Here is a 14,376-nt window from a genome sequence, read left to right as displayed (position 1 = left end):
TGAGCCGGGCGACGGTTCAAGGCCGCCCGGCACCCGATCAGGCGCGCGCAGCCTCGGCCGCCGCCCGGATCGCCCGGATGTTCACGCCATAAGGTGCCGGATCGCTGACCGAGCCGCCCTTGAACACACCCGATCCCGCGACCAGCACATCGGCACCTGCCGCCGCGACCAGCGGCGCGGTCTCCGGCGTCACGCCGCCATCGATCTCGATATGGATCGGACGATCGCCGATCCGGGCCCGCAGGGCGCGCACCTTGTCGATCTGCGAATGGATGAACCTCTGGCCACCAAAGCCCGGATTCACCGTCATCACGCAGACCAGATCAACCATATCCAGCAGGTAATCGAGGCTTTCCACCGGCGTGCCCGGATTGAGCGCGACACCCGCCTTGATGCCATGGCCGCGGATCGCCTGCAGCGTGCGGTGGATATGCGGCCCGGCCTCGACATGCGCGGTCAGCACATCGGCACCGGCCCGCGCGAAAGCGTCGATATAGGCATCGACCGGCGCGATCATCAGATGCACATCCATCACGCCCTTGATGTGCTTGCGGATCGCGGCACAGGTTGCAGGTCCGAAGGTGATGTTCGGCACGAAATGGCCATCCATCACATCGACATGCACCCAATCCGCACCTTGTGCCTCGATAGCTTCGCATTCGGCTCCGAAATTGGCGAAGTCGGCGGAAAGGATCGACGGGGCGATCTTGATCGCAGGCGAAAAGGTCATGTTGTGCCTCATATCCGGGTGGCCAGGCTGCGCATCCAGCCTGCGCCTTCCAATTGGGCGATTGGCGCGGAATTGGCAAGCCATGGGCCGATAGAGGCCCGCAAAAGGCCAGATTTGGAGAGATATAAATTACATAATAATGATTATGGGAATTACACCACCTGACCTGCCGCCCAGCCCGACGACCAGGCCCACTGGAAGTTATAGCCGCCAAGCCAGCCGGTCACATCGACCACCTCGCCGATGAAGAACAGCCCCGGCACTGCCTTCGCCTCCATCCGTCGGGCATCCAGCGCATCGGTGCTGACACCGCCCAGCGTTACCTCTGCGGTGCGGTAGCCCTCGCTGCCGACCGGCGTGATCGCATAGTCATGCACCAGCCCCGCCAGATGATCGAGGCGCGCATTGTTCTGATCCGCCAGATTGCCGATCAGGCCGCTGATCTCCTCCAGGTGCCGGGCCAGCTTTTCCGGCACGATCCGCGCCAAGGCCGTCCGCATGGCAATGCGCCCCTCGCGCCCGCGCAGATCGCGCAGCAGCGCCCCAGCATCCTGCCCGCGCGCCAGATCAAGGCGCAACGTCTCGCCCTCGCGCCAATAGGAACTGATCTGAAGGATCGCAGGCCCCGAGAGGCCGCGATGCGTGAAAAGTATCGCTTCATCAAAGCCTTGCGACCCAAGGCTCGCATGGCCCTGCACCGCGGTGCCGGCAAGCGGCTTCAAGGGTTCCAGCACCTGTTCCGCCAGCGTCAGTGGCACCAGCGCGGGCCGCGTCTCGGTCACGGGCAGTCCGAAGCTTTCGGCGATGCGATAGCCAAGCCCGGTCGCCCCCATCTTGGGGATGGACTTGCCGCCTGTGGCCACCACCACGGCCTCGGCCTCCACCACGCCGCGCCCGGTGGCGATACGGAACAGCCCGTCTTGCGCCACATCATGGATTTCCGTTTCCAGCCAGATCGTTACGCCTGCATCCTTCATCTGCGCCTGAAGCATCGCGATGATTTCGCGTGCCGATCCGTCACAGAACAATTGCCCTAGCGTTTTCTCGTGCCAGCGGATCCCGGCCTGATCGACGCGCGCGATGAAATCCCACTGGGTGAACCGCTTCAGGGCAGACAGTGCAAAGCGTTGATTTTGCGACAGGAAGCATTCAGGCCGAATATCAAGATTGGTAAAGTTGCAGCGCCCGCCACCCGAGATGCGGATCTTCTCGCCCACGGCTTTGGCGTGGTCGATCAGCAACACCGACCGACCGCGCCGCCCGGCCTCAATGGCGGCCATCATTCCGGCAGCACCGGCACCAAGGATCACGACATCTGTCTTCATCGCCCCTCCTAACCCGACATGTCGCAAGGAACCAGCATCGTTTGTGACCGCGACGCGGAAAGCCGGTGAGACCACGATTTTTCGTCGAAAAATCGCTCTTGCGGTGCCCTGGTGCCTCGGCTAGAACCCGCAGCACGGTTGGGGCGTCGCCAAGTGGTAAGGCAGCGGTTTTTGGTACCGCCATACCTAGGTTCGAATCCTAGCGCCCCAGCCAATCTTCCTGCCAAAGCAAATAACCAAGGCCAAAAAGCTTGCGAGATCAGCGCATTCGCGCCAATCCCGCCTGAATTTTCACAACTCGCGCCAGCGCTTTTCCTGCCTTGCGGTCCACAACACCGTGACCTGCCAGCCTTCTTCGTCCTGCACCTCATTCAGCACGACGCCCTCGCCATGCAGCCAGGCGCGTTGACGGCCCTGCGCGAAAGACAACGACAGCAGGCGCTCGGTCTTTTCCTCGTCAAAGCTGGCGGAAATCGCGTCCAGCAAGCGGTCCAGCCCCTCGCCGGTCAAGGCCGACACTGCAAAGACGTTCTCGCGCGCCTGCGCTTGTGCGATCAGACCTTCATGCGTGGTCGCGTCCACCAGATCCAGCTTGTTCCAGATCTCGAATTTCGGGGTTTCGGATTTCAGACCAAGGCTTTGCAGGATGTCGTTCACATCCGCTGCCTGCTCCGCCGACTCGGGATGCGCGATATCACGCACATGCAGCACCAGATCGGCCTCCAGCACCTCTTCCAGCGTGGCGCGGAAGGCCGCGACCAATTGCGTCGGCAGATCGGAGATGAAGCCCACCGTATCCGACAGGATCACCTTGCGCCCCGATGGCAGGGTGACACCACGCATCGTCGGGTCCAGCGTGGCAAAGAGCATGTCTTTGGCCAGCACATCGGCCCCGGTCGCCCGGTTGAACAGCGTGGATTTGCCCGCATTGGTATAGCCCACCAACGCCACGATCGGGAACGGCACCTTGCGCCGGGCCGAACGGTGCAGCTCGCGGGTTTTCACCACCTTTTCCAGTTGGCGCCGGATGCGGATCACCTGATCGTCAATGGCGCGGCGGTCGGCCTCTTTCTGCGTCTCGCCGGGGCCGCCGACAAAGCCGAAGCCCCCGCGCTGGCGCTCAAGGTGGGTCCAGGCCCGCACAAGGCGGGTGCGCTGATAGCTCAGCGCCGCCAGTTCCACCTGCAGCACGCCTTCCCTTGTGCGGGCACGGTCGGCAAAGATCTCGAGGATCAGGCTGGTGCGGTCCAGCAGCTTGACGCCCCATTCCTTTTCCAGATTGCGCTGCTGGATCGGTGAGACCGGGCCGTCGATCAGCACCAGCTCCACCTCCTCGGCCTTGAAGCGCGCCTTCAGCTCCGCCACCTTGCCAGAGCCGAACAGCGTGCCGGCATGAAGTTTGGGCAGGCGCACGACCTCGGATCCCAGCACGTCCATTCCGGGCAGCGCGGCCGCCAGCGATACCGCCTCGGCCAGCCCGTGCTCGGGCAGACGGCGCGCGCGGTCGGATTTTATATCGGGGTGCAAGACCCATGTCCGCGTCGGGGCCGACGCGGTTTCATAGGCATCCATCCCGCCATCCACGAATAGCGGGTCGAGATCATCGTCTTCGGACATGCCGGAAATCAGTCGTCACCTTCATAGAGGTTGATCGGCGCGCCCGGCATAATGGTCGAGATCGCGTGTTTGTAGACAAGCTGCGATTGGCCGTCGCGGCGCAACAGAACGCAGAAATTGTCAAACCAGGTGATGACGCCCTGCAGCTTCACCCCGTTGATCAGAAAGATCGTGACCGGAATCTTGGCCTTGCGCACATGATTGAGGAATGCGTCCTGCAAATTCTGTTTGTCGGCAGCCATTTTTTTTGCCTTTTTTTGTCGCGCGGGTCTGGGTCGCGGCGCACCCCTGTCCGGTAGGCCGCAGAATCACTATGTCTGGCATCAGGCGGAGATTCCAGCCCCAAAAACCGTATGTTATGGCAAGATCGCCACAGTCGGGCGCTCACGATGCGCTTCTTGCTGCCCTAGCGTCGCCAGGTGTCGGGGGCCAACATGGCCAGAATGGCCAAAGCCTCTACCCGGCCCAGCACCATGGCGACACCCAGAATGGCCTGGGAGACCCCACCCAGTTCGGCATAACGCACCGGAGTCTCGCCGGCGAGGGCAGCCAGCGGCCCGGTTGTGGTCAGCGCCGATACACTCAGGATCAGCGCCGGGTCGAAATGCAGCCCCGTCAGGGTCAAGGCACCGGTGATGGCCAGAATCGATAGCGCGAACATCATGAAGAACACCCAGGCCATCTGCGCCCCCTCACCGCGCAATTGCCGCGCCAGCGGGCCTCCGCCACTGACAGAATGCGGGTGGATCAGGCGTTCCATCTCGCGTTGGCCATGGCGGAACAACGCATAGACCCGCAAGAGCTTTACCCCGCCCGCCGTGGTGGCAACGCCACCGCCAATGATGGCAAGGCCCATCAGGATCACGCCATGGGCCTCCAGCCCCGACCAGTCCTGCGCCCCCGACCAGCCGCCCGAGGGGATGCCGGTCGTGGTCAGAAAGGACAGCGTGGTGAAGGCATTGGCCCATAGCACGCCCATAAAGGCCGACCAGTCGCCCCCCTCGCTTTGCTCGATCGCACCGACCCAATGGCGCAGGAACAGCACCAGTGTCACCCCCAGCACGATGGCCAAAGCCAGATGGATCTCGGGGTCGCGGCGCAGCGGCAGATCGGCATCGCCAAACAGCGCGCCCGGATAGGCGCGTCGGGTGATACCAAGGCAAAGCAGCACCGCAATCAACATCTCGCCCGCCATGCCGGAGGCCAGACCCACCTGCGCCGCCCCCGCCCCCACCTGCCCCGCCAAGGCCGGATCCGGCAGGATGCCAGAGGTGGAGACGGTCGCCATTGCAAGGCACAGCGCATCAAAGCCGGTCTCGCCCACCATCACCAACGCCAGCCACAACACCAGGGTGAAGCCCGCATACGGCGGCAACAGCAATTGGGCAAAGCGACCCATGCGTTCGCGCATATCGGCGATATGGGTGATCTGGCGCGCGCGGGCGGCCCCGGTGCGGCCGCTCAGCACCTCCATCCCGCCAAGGTTCAGCGGCATCAGCACGGCCACCGCCATGACCAGCACGAAGAACCCGCCCAGCCAGCCGATCAGGGCCCGCCACAGATGCAGGCTGTCACTCAGCCGCCCCGGCACGTCATAGACCGTGGCGCCAGTCGTGGTGAAGGATGAAAGCATCTCGAACCACGCATTGCCGAAACTGGTGTCGCCAAGCGCCTGATGAAAGGGCAAGGCCATCAGCGGTGGCAGCACCAGATAGGCCAGGACCATGGCGCGCAGCGGCGCGTGCCGTGTCTCGGACCGGCTGCGCCCCATGGTGGCAAGACCGATCATCGCGGTCAGCACCGCCATCATGATCGCACCGTAAAAGAACGGCCGCCCGCTATCGGGATCGCCGCTGGCATAGGCGTGCGCCGCCGGCATCAGCATGGCCAGCGCCGTCAGCGCCATCAGGATCACCAGCAATGGAAAGGCGCGCAAGCCCGGCATGATCAGAAGAAATCGACCGAGACTTGCAACAGGCGCTCGACCTCCGGCACGTCCTTGGCCATGGCGAACATCGCGATCACATCCCCATCATCGATGCGCACATCGCCCGTGGGTTTCAAGACCCGGTCGCCCTTCATCACCGCGCCCACCAGCACCCCTTCGGGAAATTCGATGTCCCGCACCAGCCGCCCGGCCAGCGGCGAGGTGCCCAAGACCTGCGCTTCGATCAGTTCGGCCTCGGCATCACCGATGGAATAGATCGCCCGCACCCGGCCATGGCGCACATGCCGCAGGATCGAGGACACGGTGGTGGCGCGCGGGTTGATATAGGCGTCGATGTCCAGCTCCACCAGCAGCGGCACCATGGTCGGATCATTGACCAGCGCAATCGCCAGCCGCGCCCCCGCCGATTTCGCCCGCACCGCCACCAGCATATTGGTCTTGTCGTCATCGGTAACGGCAAGCACCGCATCGGCGCGGTCGACATTGGCCTCCATCAACAGGTCGATATCAAGGCCGTCGCCGTTCAGCACGATGGTCCGCGTCAGATTGTCGGCGGCAAATTCGGCGCGCGGGCGGCTCATCTCGATCATCTTGGCGCGGATGCGGTCGGTGCGGGCCTCCAGCGCCTGCGCGACGGCAAGGCCGACATTGCCGCCGCCGATGATGACGACGCGCTCCTGCTTGTGGGTGAATTTGCCGAATACCTCAAGCGTGCGGCTGACATCCGACGATTTCACGAAGACATAGATCTGGTCGCCCGCAAACAGCTGATCTGCAGGTTCGGGGGCAAAGAGCCGCCCATTGCGGCGCACCCCAACCACAATGGCCGAAAGTGTCGCAAACAGCTCGCTCAATTGCCGAAGCGGTGTGTGCAGGACCGGGCAATCCTCATCCAGTGCCAGGCCCAGAAGCTGTGCCCGCCCGCCCATGAAACTTTCGGTGTCAAAGGTCGCAGGTGCCGCCAGCCGCTGCATCGCCGCCTCGGCCACTTCGCGTTCGGGGCTGATGACCACGTCAATCGGCAGATGGTCTCGGCGGTAGAGATCGTCGTAATTCGACATCAGGTAATTGCCCGCCCGCAGGCGCGCGATCTTGCGCGGGATGCCAAAGACCGAATGGGCCACCTGACAGGTGACCATGTTCACCTCGTCGGAATGCGTGGCGGCGATGATCATGTCGGCATCGCGGGCGCCTGCCTTTTCCAGCACATCGGGATAGGAGGCAAAGCCCGTCACCCCCTGCACCTCAAGGGTTTCGGTGGCGCGGCGCACCAGATCGGGGTTCACATCGACCACCGTCACATCATTGCGCTCACCCGAAAGGTGGCGGGCAATCTGCCAACCCACCTGCCCCGCGCCACAGATGATCACTTTCATATCGTGCTCACAGCTTTTCCTCGCAGGTCGATCCGGCGTGCCTCAGCCATGGCATGACCAGCGCGCCGCGGTCAACCGCGCCCGATTTTTCGTCGAAAAATCGTGACCCCGGCGGCCAGAGCCGCCCCTATTCCTCGCCCTCATCATCGCCGTCAGCACCGCGGCCCTTGGCGCCGGTCACCACGCCAAGCGATTTCAGCTTGCGGTGCAGCGCGCTGCGCTCCATGCCGACAAAGGCGGCGGTGCGGCTGATATTGCCGCCGAAACGGTTGATCTGGGTCAGCAGATATTCCTTCTCGAACAGTTCACGCGCCTCGCGCAGCGGCAGGGTTGCCAGCGCGCCGCCGATGATCAGCTTGCCATCCTCGCCGCTGCCCGAATCCTGCCCGGGCAGCTCGCGCGCCTCGATGGGGCCAGACCCTTCGCCCAGGATCAGCACCCGCTCGATCACATTGCGGAGCTGGCGCACATTGCCCGGCCAGCGCATGGTTTGCAGCATCGCCTCGGCGTCCTGCGTCAGATCGCGCTGCGGCAGGCCCTGGCTGCGGTGGAACAGGTCGATGAAATGCCGGGTCAGTTCCGGGATATCCTCGCGCCGCTCCTCCAGTGCCGGCACCGCAATCGGCACCACATTCAGGCGGTCATAAAGCTCCTGCCGGAAACGGCCCGCCGCGATCTCGCTGCGCAGGTCGCGCGTGGTCGAGGAAATCACCCGCAGATCGACGCGCACCCGGTCCTGCCCGCCTGCGCGGGTGAATTGCTGCTCCACCAGCACCCGCAGGATCTTGGATTGCGTGCCAAGCGGCATATCGGCGACCTCGTCGAAATAGACGATGCCGCCATGCGCCTGCTCCAGCAGCCCTGGCTCCACCCCGCGTTCCGGGGTCTCGCGCCCGAACAGCACCTCTTCCATCCGGTCGGGCTCGATCGCGGCGGAGCCCACCGTCACGAAAGGCGCGCCCGCCCGGTTGGAATGGGCATGGATATAGCGCGCGGCCATCTCCTTGCCCGATCCGGCAGGGCCGGTCAGCATGACCCGGCCATTGGATTTGGTCACCTTGTCGAGATTGCTTTTCAGCATCCGGAAGGCCGCCGATCCGCCCAGCATCTCGGATGAGTTCACATCGCGGCGGCGCAATTCGTTGTTTTCGCGGCGCAGGCGCGAGGTTTCCATCGCCCGGCTGACCACGACCATCAACTGGTCGATATTGAACGGTTTTTCGATGAAGTCATATGCGCCTTGCTTGATCGCCGCCACCGCGATCTCGATATTGCCATGCCCCGAGATGATGACCACCGGCACATCCGGGTTGTCGCGCTTCACCGTCTTCAGGATATCGATCCCGTCCATCCGGCTGTCCTTCAGCCAGATATCAAGGATCATCAGCGAGGGCGCCTCGGCATTGATCGCCGCCATGCATTCATCGGCATTGGCCGCCAGCCGGACCGTAAACCCCTCATCCTTCAGGATATCCCCGATCAGTTCCCGGATATCGCGTTCGTCATCGACAATGAGAATACTCATGCGTCCCCCTGGCCTCCCACGGCTGACAGCCTGTTCCTGCGGGCCGTGCGCGCGATCTCGCGCGGCAGACGGATTTCCGCCTGCGCCCCGGAATGGGCATTTGCTGCAAAGGGCGGCGCGTCTGACAGGGCCAAGCTGCCGCCATGTTCCTCGATAATCTTCTTCACGATGGCAAGGCCAAGCCCCGTGCCCTTCTCGCGCGTCGTGACATAGGGCTCAAACAGGCGCGAGCGGTCGACCGGCAAGCCACAGCCATTGTCGACGATGGTCAGCACGACCGCCTCGTCATCCACCGCAAGTGCAATGCGGATCTCGGGCGCATAGCCCTCGGGCGCGCCCTTCTCGATCTGCCCCTCGATGGCCTCGCCCGCATTCTTGATCAGATTGGTCAATGCCTGCCCGATCATTGTCGCATCCAGTTCCATCAGCAGCGGCCCCTGCGGCAGATCGGCGGAGATCGTTACCCCCGGCTGGCCCGCGGCTTGCAAGGTAACCGCATCGCGCAGGATCTTCACCAGATCGGTCTCGCGCCGGTCGGGCTCTGGCATCCGGGCAAATTTGGAGAACTCGTCGACGATATGGCGCAGATCATTCGTCTGACGCACGATCACATCGGCAAGCTGTTCCAGCTCAGCCGGTTCGGCCACCTCGCGGCGGAACTTGCGTTTGATGCGTTCGGCCGAAAGCTGGATCGGCGTGAGCGGATTCTTGATCTCATGCGCGATGCGGCGGGCCACATCCCCCCAGGCCGCCATGCGCTGCGCCGAAACCAGATCGGTCACATCGTCAAAGGTCACGACATAGCCTTCCAGCGCGCCCGAGGTGCTTTGCCGCGTGGCCATCCGCACCAGCAGGATTTCCATCCGGCCCTTGCGGGACAGGCGGATTTCCTCTTGCACCGTAGCACCGCCTCCTTCGCGCAGACGTTCAAACAACGCACCGAATTCCGGCACAGCCACCGGCAATGCCACATCGGTCTGACCATCGGCAAAGTCCAGCAGACGCTGCGCCGCACGGTTGACGAAATCCACATCGCCATCGGCATCAAGCCCGATCACCCCGGCGGTGACCGATGACAGCACGGAATCGAACAGCCGCCTGCGGGTTTCCTCTTGCCGATGGGTTTCCACCAAGGCATTGCGCTGGCCCTTCAATTGCAGGGTCATCTGGTTGAAGATGCGGCCCAGCATAGCGATCTCGTCATCGCCCTCTTCCTCGATCACGCGGATATCCAGATTGCCCTCGCCGACCTTTTCGGCCGCCGCCGCCAGCCGCCCCACAGGAAGCGACAGGCGTTCCGCGAACCACAGGCCCAGCCAGACCGCCGCCAAAATCAGGATCAGCGCAAAGCCCAGATAAAGCAGGCCCACCCCGAACAGGATGGAGCCGCGCGCCTTCTCGACCTGCTGGTAAAGTCGGACCTGTTCCTTGGTCTCGTCCAGCAGGCTCAAAAGCGCGCCATCGACCTGACGCGAGATATAGAGAAACCGATCTGCAAAGGCATCCAGATGGACCAGGGCGCGAAATTCGTTGTTCTCCCAATCCTGAATCACCACCACCTCGCCCATGGTGGCGCGGGCAAGCTGTTCCGGCGAGGGGCGTTCAAAATCGAAAAGGTAGGAGTTCTGGCCGCGCGATTTCAGATCGCCGATCCCATCGATCAGATAGGCCTCACGCAAGCCGCGCTGCACGTTCTTTTGTGCCTCGGTCAACAGGACGCGCAGCCGCCCGTCATCCATGAAGAAGCTCGATTGCTTCATCACGTTGAAATAGGCGGCCAGCGCCTCGGCATCTTCCAGCAGATCGCCGCGCTGTTCGCGCTCATAGGCCTCGGCGGCCTCCAACGAGGCACCGACCACCCGCTGCACGCGGTCCGAGAACCAGCCCTCAAGGCCCACATTCACCGTCAGAACGGCAAAGACCGCAACCAGAACCGTCGGCAGAAACGCCACCAGCGCAAAAACGCCGGTCAGCCGCAGGTGCAAGCGCGATCCGGCAGATTTGCGGCGGCGGTCGGCCACCATGCGCATGACCCGGGCCGAGACCATCGCCGCGATGATCAGCACATAGATGAAATCCACCAGCAGGATCAGCCGCAGCCCCGCGCCGCCGGTACTGGTGTTCAACGGCCCCAGCACCAAAAGTGTGCCCACCACCAAGGCGGGCCCCAACAGCACCAGACCCAGCGTGCCCAGCGTCTGCATCCGCCGTTGCCGCCGCAGCCGCGACAGCTTGGTCAGCCATGTATTGCTTGCCGATGCCGCCCGCAAAAGCCCCGCCGCCCCCGAAATCCTGAGGGCACCTGTGGCCCCGCTGCCATATCCTGCGTGAGATTCGGCACATGGCCGGAATGTCACGCGATATGTTGCGGTTTTACATCAGCTTGCGACGGCGTGTCACGCGAATATCCAGCTCGGTGATCTTCTTGCGCAAAGTATTGCGATTGATCCCCAAAAGATCAGCACATCTAGCCTGATTGCCGCCCGTCGCATCCAGCGCGATCTCGATCAACGGGGCCTCAACTTCGCGCAAAATGCGGTTGTAAACCCCGGCGGGCGGCAATTGTCCGCCATGCAGATCGAAATAGCGTTTCAGGTGGCGCGCTACAGATGCGGACAGCTTGTCGCCCTCGCCCACGCCCTTCATCGGCTCTGGCAAGGGCTGGCTGCCAAGGGCGGCCTCGACCTCGGTTCGCGAAATCTCGGCCTCGGATGAGGTCACCATGAGCCGTTTCAGGGTGTTTTCCAGCTGGCGCACATTGCCGGGCCAGCTATAGGCGCGGACCAGTTCGCGCGCGTCATTGGACAGGCGGCGGATCGTGCCGAAATCACGCTCGCCGCGCGCCAGAAAATGCTCGGCCAGCAGCGGGATGTCATCGACGCGTTCGCGCAAGCTCGGCACATGCAGCGTCACCCCGCCCAGACGGTAGAACAGATCCTGACGGAACTTGCCCGCCTCCATCCGGTTGGCCAGATCGCTTTGGCTGGTCGCCATGATGCGCGGTGCATTGTCGCCCAGCATGTCCAGCATCCGCACGATACGCGCCTGCGCCTCGTCCTCGAGATCCGACACTTCGTCAAAGACCAGACTGCCGCCGCGCGCCCGCGACAAAAGTTGCGCCGGCCCCTCCATCGAGGCGAGATCGGCGGCCTGCGCCACCACGAAAGGCATGGTGCGGCGGTCGGAAAAATCATGGATCGCCCGCGCGATCAGCGACTTTCCGGTGCCACTTTCGCCGGTGATCAGCACCGGCAGATCGGTGTTCATCACCCGCGCGACCAACCGATAAAGCGCCTGCATTGCGGGCGTGCGCCCGACCAGCGGCAGATCATCACCGCCGTCACGCGGGGCCGGGGCGGCCTTGGGGCTGCGGCGCTTCACATCCAGCGCGCGCGCCGACCGTTTCATCAGATCGGGCAGGTCAAAGGGCTTGGGCAGGTAATCGAACGCCTCGGCCTCGGCGGCCTGAATGGCGGTCATGATCGTGTTCTGCGCCGAAATCACGATCACCGGCAGGCCGGGGCGCATCTTGCCGATGCGCGGCAGCGCCTCCAGCCCATTGCCATCGGGCATGATCACATCCGAGATCACCAGATCGCCCTTGCCTTCCTCCACCCAACGCATCAGCGTCACCAGCGAAGAGGTGGCGTGCACCTTGCACCCTGCCCGGGTCAGCGCCTGGGTCAGAACCGTGCGGATCGTGCGGTCGTCATCGGCAACCAGAACCGTGCCATCCATCACTCAGCTTCCTTCTTCTGCAATTCCTTGGGCGACACGGGCAACGAAACGCGGAACACCGTGCGCCCCGGCACCGAGTCGACCGAGATCCAGCCGTCATGTTCGGTGATGATCTTGGACACCAGCGCAAGGCCCAGGCCGGTGCCGTTTTCCTTGCCCGAAACGAAGGGCTCGAAAATCTCGTCGGCGATGCCCGGCGGCAGGCCCGGGCCATCATCGATGATCTCGATCTGCAGGGGCAGCGCCTTGCCGGTGCCATCCTTGCGCCGCAGGCGCAGCGACAGGTCGAACCGGGTGCGCAAGGTGATGGTGCCGCCCGCGCCGCCCGATGCCTCGGCCGCGTTCTTGATCAGGTTCAGGAAGACCTGCATCAGTTGATCGGGATCGGCGAATGTCGGCGGCAATGAGGGGTCGTATTCCTCGACAAAGCGCATCTGCGCGGCAAAGCCCACCAGCGCGGATTTGCGCGCACGGTCCAGCGCGTCATGGATATTCACCGCGCGGCGCTCTGGCGGACGCAGATTGCCGAATTGCTCCACCTGTTCCAGCAGCTTCACGATGCGGCGGGTTTCCTCGACGATCAGATCGGTCAGTTCCTGATCCTCAGGCGACAGGTTCATCGACAAAAGCTGCGCCGCCCCCGAAATCCCGGCCAGAGGGTTCTTGATCTCATGCGCCAGCATCTCGGCCATGCCGATCGCCGATTTTGCGGCCGTCTTGGCAGCCCCCGCCCTGCCCAGCCGGTCGGCAATCTCGCGCGGGGAAATCAGCAGCATCAGAAGGTCGGGGTTGTCTGCCATCGGGGCCACCTGCACCGTGCATTGCATGGGCGGCTTTTCCCCGTTGGTCACATCGACATCATTGATGAACAGGGCGGATTGATTGGCGCGGGCGCGGGCGCAGGCCTCGTCCATCTCGGCATCAATATGGATGCGGTCGAACAGCGGCTGGCCCTTCAGGCTGCGCGAAGAGGCGTTCAGGAACAGCTCCGCCGCCGGGTTGGTCTCAAGAATACGGTCTGCCTCGTCGATCAGCAGCGCCGGGATCGGTAAAGATGCCCAGATCACCCCCGGCACCGGATAGGGTTGACGATAGCCCTTCATGCGGCCTCCCTTTCCTGTCGGGCAAAGGCCGCCCGGATCAGCCGGATCACCTCGGCGGGCGTGTCGCTGGTCAGGACCGGGCCACGGGCATCTTCCAGCCCGGCCATTTCCAGATACCAGCCCAGATGTTTGCGGGCGATCTTGATGCCGAGTTCCGGCCCGTAGAAATCAAGCATGGCCTCGTAATGTGCCACGATCATGTCAGCCAGCGCATCACGCTGCGGCACCACCGGCGCAGGACGCCCGTATAGCGCCGCCGCCACCTGCGCCAGCAGCCAGGGCCGGCCCTGCGCGCCGCGCCCGATCATCACGCCATCGGCGCCCGACAGGCGCAGCGCCTCGGCCGCCGCCCCGGGGCCGGTGATATCGCCATTGGCAATCAGCGGCACGCGGACCGCGTCCTTCACCGCCCGGATTGCAGCCCAATCGGCCTGCCCCTTGTAGAACTGACAGCGCGTGCGGCCATGGATGGTGACCATGCGCACGCCCGCCCCCTCGGCCCGGCGGGCCAGCTCCGGCGCGTTCAGCACCGCATCATCCCAGCCCAGCCGGGTTTTCAAGGTGACGGGCACCTTGACCGCGCCCACGACCGCCTCGATCAGCTTCAAGGCGTGGTCGAGATCCTTCATCAAGGCCGAGCCGGAATAGCCATTGGTCACCTTCTTTGCGGGGCAGCCCATGTTGATGTCGATGACCCGCGCCCCCTGCCCTTCGACATATTTCGCGGCCTCGGCCATCCAATAAGGCTCGCGCCCCGCCAGTTGCACCGATGTGGCCGCATCTTCAAAACCAAGCTCGGCCCGCGCCCGCGCCAGCGGACGTGCCTGCACGACCTCCTGACTGGCGACCATCTCGCTGACCACAAGGCCCGCGCCGAAAGATGCCACCAACCGCCGGAACGGCAGGTCGGTGATCCCGGCAAGCGGTGCCAGCAGCACCGGGGGGGCAAGTTCGATCTGATCAAGACGCAGCGACACCGCAGGCTTCCTTGTCTGTTAATTCAGCAGCTAGACA

The 14,376-nt window shown here is 63.8% G+C and carries 11 protein-coding genes and 1 tRNA gene; 1 reads left to right on the top strand and 11 read right to left on the bottom strand.

Going from position 1 to position 14,376, the window contains the following annotated elements:
• Positions 1-37: 37 nt before the first annotated feature.
• On the bottom strand, positions 38-730 hold the full coding sequence (rpe, locus tag GBJ34_RS01425) for a ribulose-phosphate 3-epimerase (RefSeq protein ID WP_151717471.1): 693 nt from the start codon (positions 728-730) through the stop codon (positions 38-40).
• A gap of 152 nt (positions 731-882) precedes the next feature.
• Positions 883-2,055 carry a BaiN/RdsA family NAD(P)/FAD-dependent oxidoreductase gene (locus tag GBJ34_RS01420; protein ID WP_151717470.1) on the bottom strand — a complete coding sequence of 391 codons (1,173 nt, stop codon included), beginning with the start codon at positions 2,053-2,055 and terminating at the stop codon, positions 883-885.
• Between the two features lie 139 nt (positions 2,056-2,194).
• On the opposite strand from GBJ34_RS01420, the gene GBJ34_RS01415 reads away from it, so the two are divergent.
• A tRNA-Gln gene (locus GBJ34_RS01415) sits at positions 2,195-2,269 on the top strand.
• Positions 2,270-2,346: 77 nt separating this feature from the next.
• Here the strand turns inward: GBJ34_RS01415 and hflX are convergent.
• The 9 genes from hflX to dusB form a co-directional block, all read right to left on the bottom strand.
• Entirely contained in the window at positions 2,347-3,627 is a 1,281-nt protein-coding gene (gene hflX, locus GBJ34_RS01410; protein WP_226341013.1) for a GTPase HflX, read from the bottom strand.
• Positions 3,628-3,680: 53 nt separating this feature from the next.
• Positions 3,681-3,914: an RNA chaperone Hfq gene (hfq, locus tag GBJ34_RS01405; RefSeq protein WP_151717468.1), complete on the bottom strand. Its 234-nt coding sequence runs from the start codon at positions 3,912-3,914 to the stop codon at positions 3,681-3,683.
• A gap of 164 nt (positions 3,915-4,078) precedes the next feature.
• Entirely contained in the window at positions 4,079-5,617 is a 1,539-nt protein-coding gene (locus GBJ34_RS01400) for a TrkH family potassium uptake protein (RefSeq protein ID WP_151717467.1), read from the bottom strand.
• Positions 5,618-5,619: 2 nt separating this feature from the next.
• Positions 5,620-6,996, bottom strand: a complete 1,377-nt coding sequence (gene trkA / locus GBJ34_RS01395; protein WP_151717466.1) for a Trk system potassium transporter TrkA — start codon at positions 6,994-6,996, stop codon at positions 5,620-5,622.
• Between the two features lie 127 nt (positions 6,997-7,123).
• Positions 7,124-8,521, bottom strand: a complete 1,398-nt coding sequence (gene ntrX, locus GBJ34_RS01390; protein WP_151717465.1) for a nitrogen assimilation response regulator NtrX — start codon at positions 8,519-8,521, stop codon at positions 7,124-7,126.
• On the bottom strand, positions 8,518-10,725 hold the full coding sequence (locus GBJ34_RS01385) for a sensor histidine kinase NtrY-like (protein ID WP_151717464.1): 2,208 nt from the start codon (positions 10,723-10,725) through the stop codon (positions 8,518-8,520). Before GBJ34_RS01385 ends, ntrX begins: the two co-directional genes overlap by 4 nt.
• 169 nt (positions 10,726-10,894) lie before the next feature.
• Positions 10,895-12,259 carry a response regulator gene (locus GBJ34_RS01380; protein ID WP_151717463.1) on the bottom strand — a complete coding sequence of 455 codons (1,365 nt, stop codon included), beginning with the start codon at positions 12,257-12,259 and terminating at the stop codon, positions 10,895-10,897.
• Positions 12,259-13,362 (bottom strand): two-component system sensor histidine kinase NtrB, encoded by a 1,104-nt coding sequence (locus GBJ34_RS01375; RefSeq protein ID WP_151717462.1) that lies wholly within the window; start codon positions 13,360-13,362, stop codon positions 12,259-12,261. The genes GBJ34_RS01380 and GBJ34_RS01375 overlap by 1 nt, the downstream gene beginning before the upstream one ends.
• Complete coding sequence (gene dusB, locus GBJ34_RS01370) at positions 13,359-14,339, bottom strand: tRNA dihydrouridine synthase DusB (protein ID WP_151717461.1); 981 nt, start codon at positions 14,337-14,339, stop codon at positions 13,359-13,361. The genes GBJ34_RS01375 and dusB overlap by 4 nt, the downstream gene beginning before the upstream one ends.
• Between the last annotated feature and the right edge of the window lie 37 nt (positions 14,340-14,376).

The sequence above is a fragment of the Gemmobacter serpentinus genome (assembly GCF_008973825.1).
Taxonomy (GTDB): domain Bacteria; phylum Pseudomonadota; class Alphaproteobacteria; order Rhodobacterales; family Rhodobacteraceae; genus Gemmobacter; species Gemmobacter serpentinus.
This window is presented reverse-complemented; position numbering and strand designations above follow the sequence as displayed.

Bases quoted from the DNA above. Each gene is read 5' to 3' on its own strand.
- rpe (WP_151717471.1), bottom strand. From the start codon at position 730: ATGACCTTTTCGCCTGCGATCAAGATCGCCCCGTCGATCCTTTCCGCC.
- GBJ34_RS01420 (WP_151717470.1), bottom strand. From the start codon at position 2,055: ATGAAGACAGATGTCGTGATCCTTGGTGCCGGTGCTGCCGGAATGATG.
- hflX (WP_226341013.1), bottom strand. From the start codon at position 3,627: ATGGATGCCTATGAAACCGCGTCGGCCCCGACGCGGACATGGGTCTTG.
- hfq (WP_151717468.1), bottom strand. From the start codon at position 3,914: ATGGCTGCCGACAAACAGAATTTGCAGGACGCATTCCTCAATCATGTG.
- GBJ34_RS01400 (WP_151717467.1), bottom strand. From the start codon at position 5,617: ATGCCGGGCTTGCGCGCCTTTCCATTGCTGGTGATCCTGATGGCGCTG.
- trkA (WP_151717466.1), bottom strand. From the start codon at position 6,996: ATGAAAGTGATCATCTGTGGCGCGGGGCAGGTGGGTTGGCAGATTGCC.
- ntrX (WP_151717465.1), bottom strand. From the start codon at position 8,521: ATGAGTATTCTCATTGTCGATGACGAACGCGATATCCGGGAACTGATC.
- GBJ34_RS01385 (WP_151717464.1), bottom strand. From the start codon at position 10,725: ATGCAGACGCTGGGCACGCTGGGTCTGGTGCTGTTGGGGCCCGCCTTG.
- GBJ34_RS01380 (WP_151717463.1), bottom strand. From the start codon at position 12,259: ATGGATGGCACGGTTCTGGTTGCCGATGACGACCGCACGATCCGCACG.
- GBJ34_RS01375 (WP_151717462.1), bottom strand. From the start codon at position 13,362: ATGAAGGGCTATCGTCAACCCTATCCGGTGCCGGGGGTGATCTGGGCA.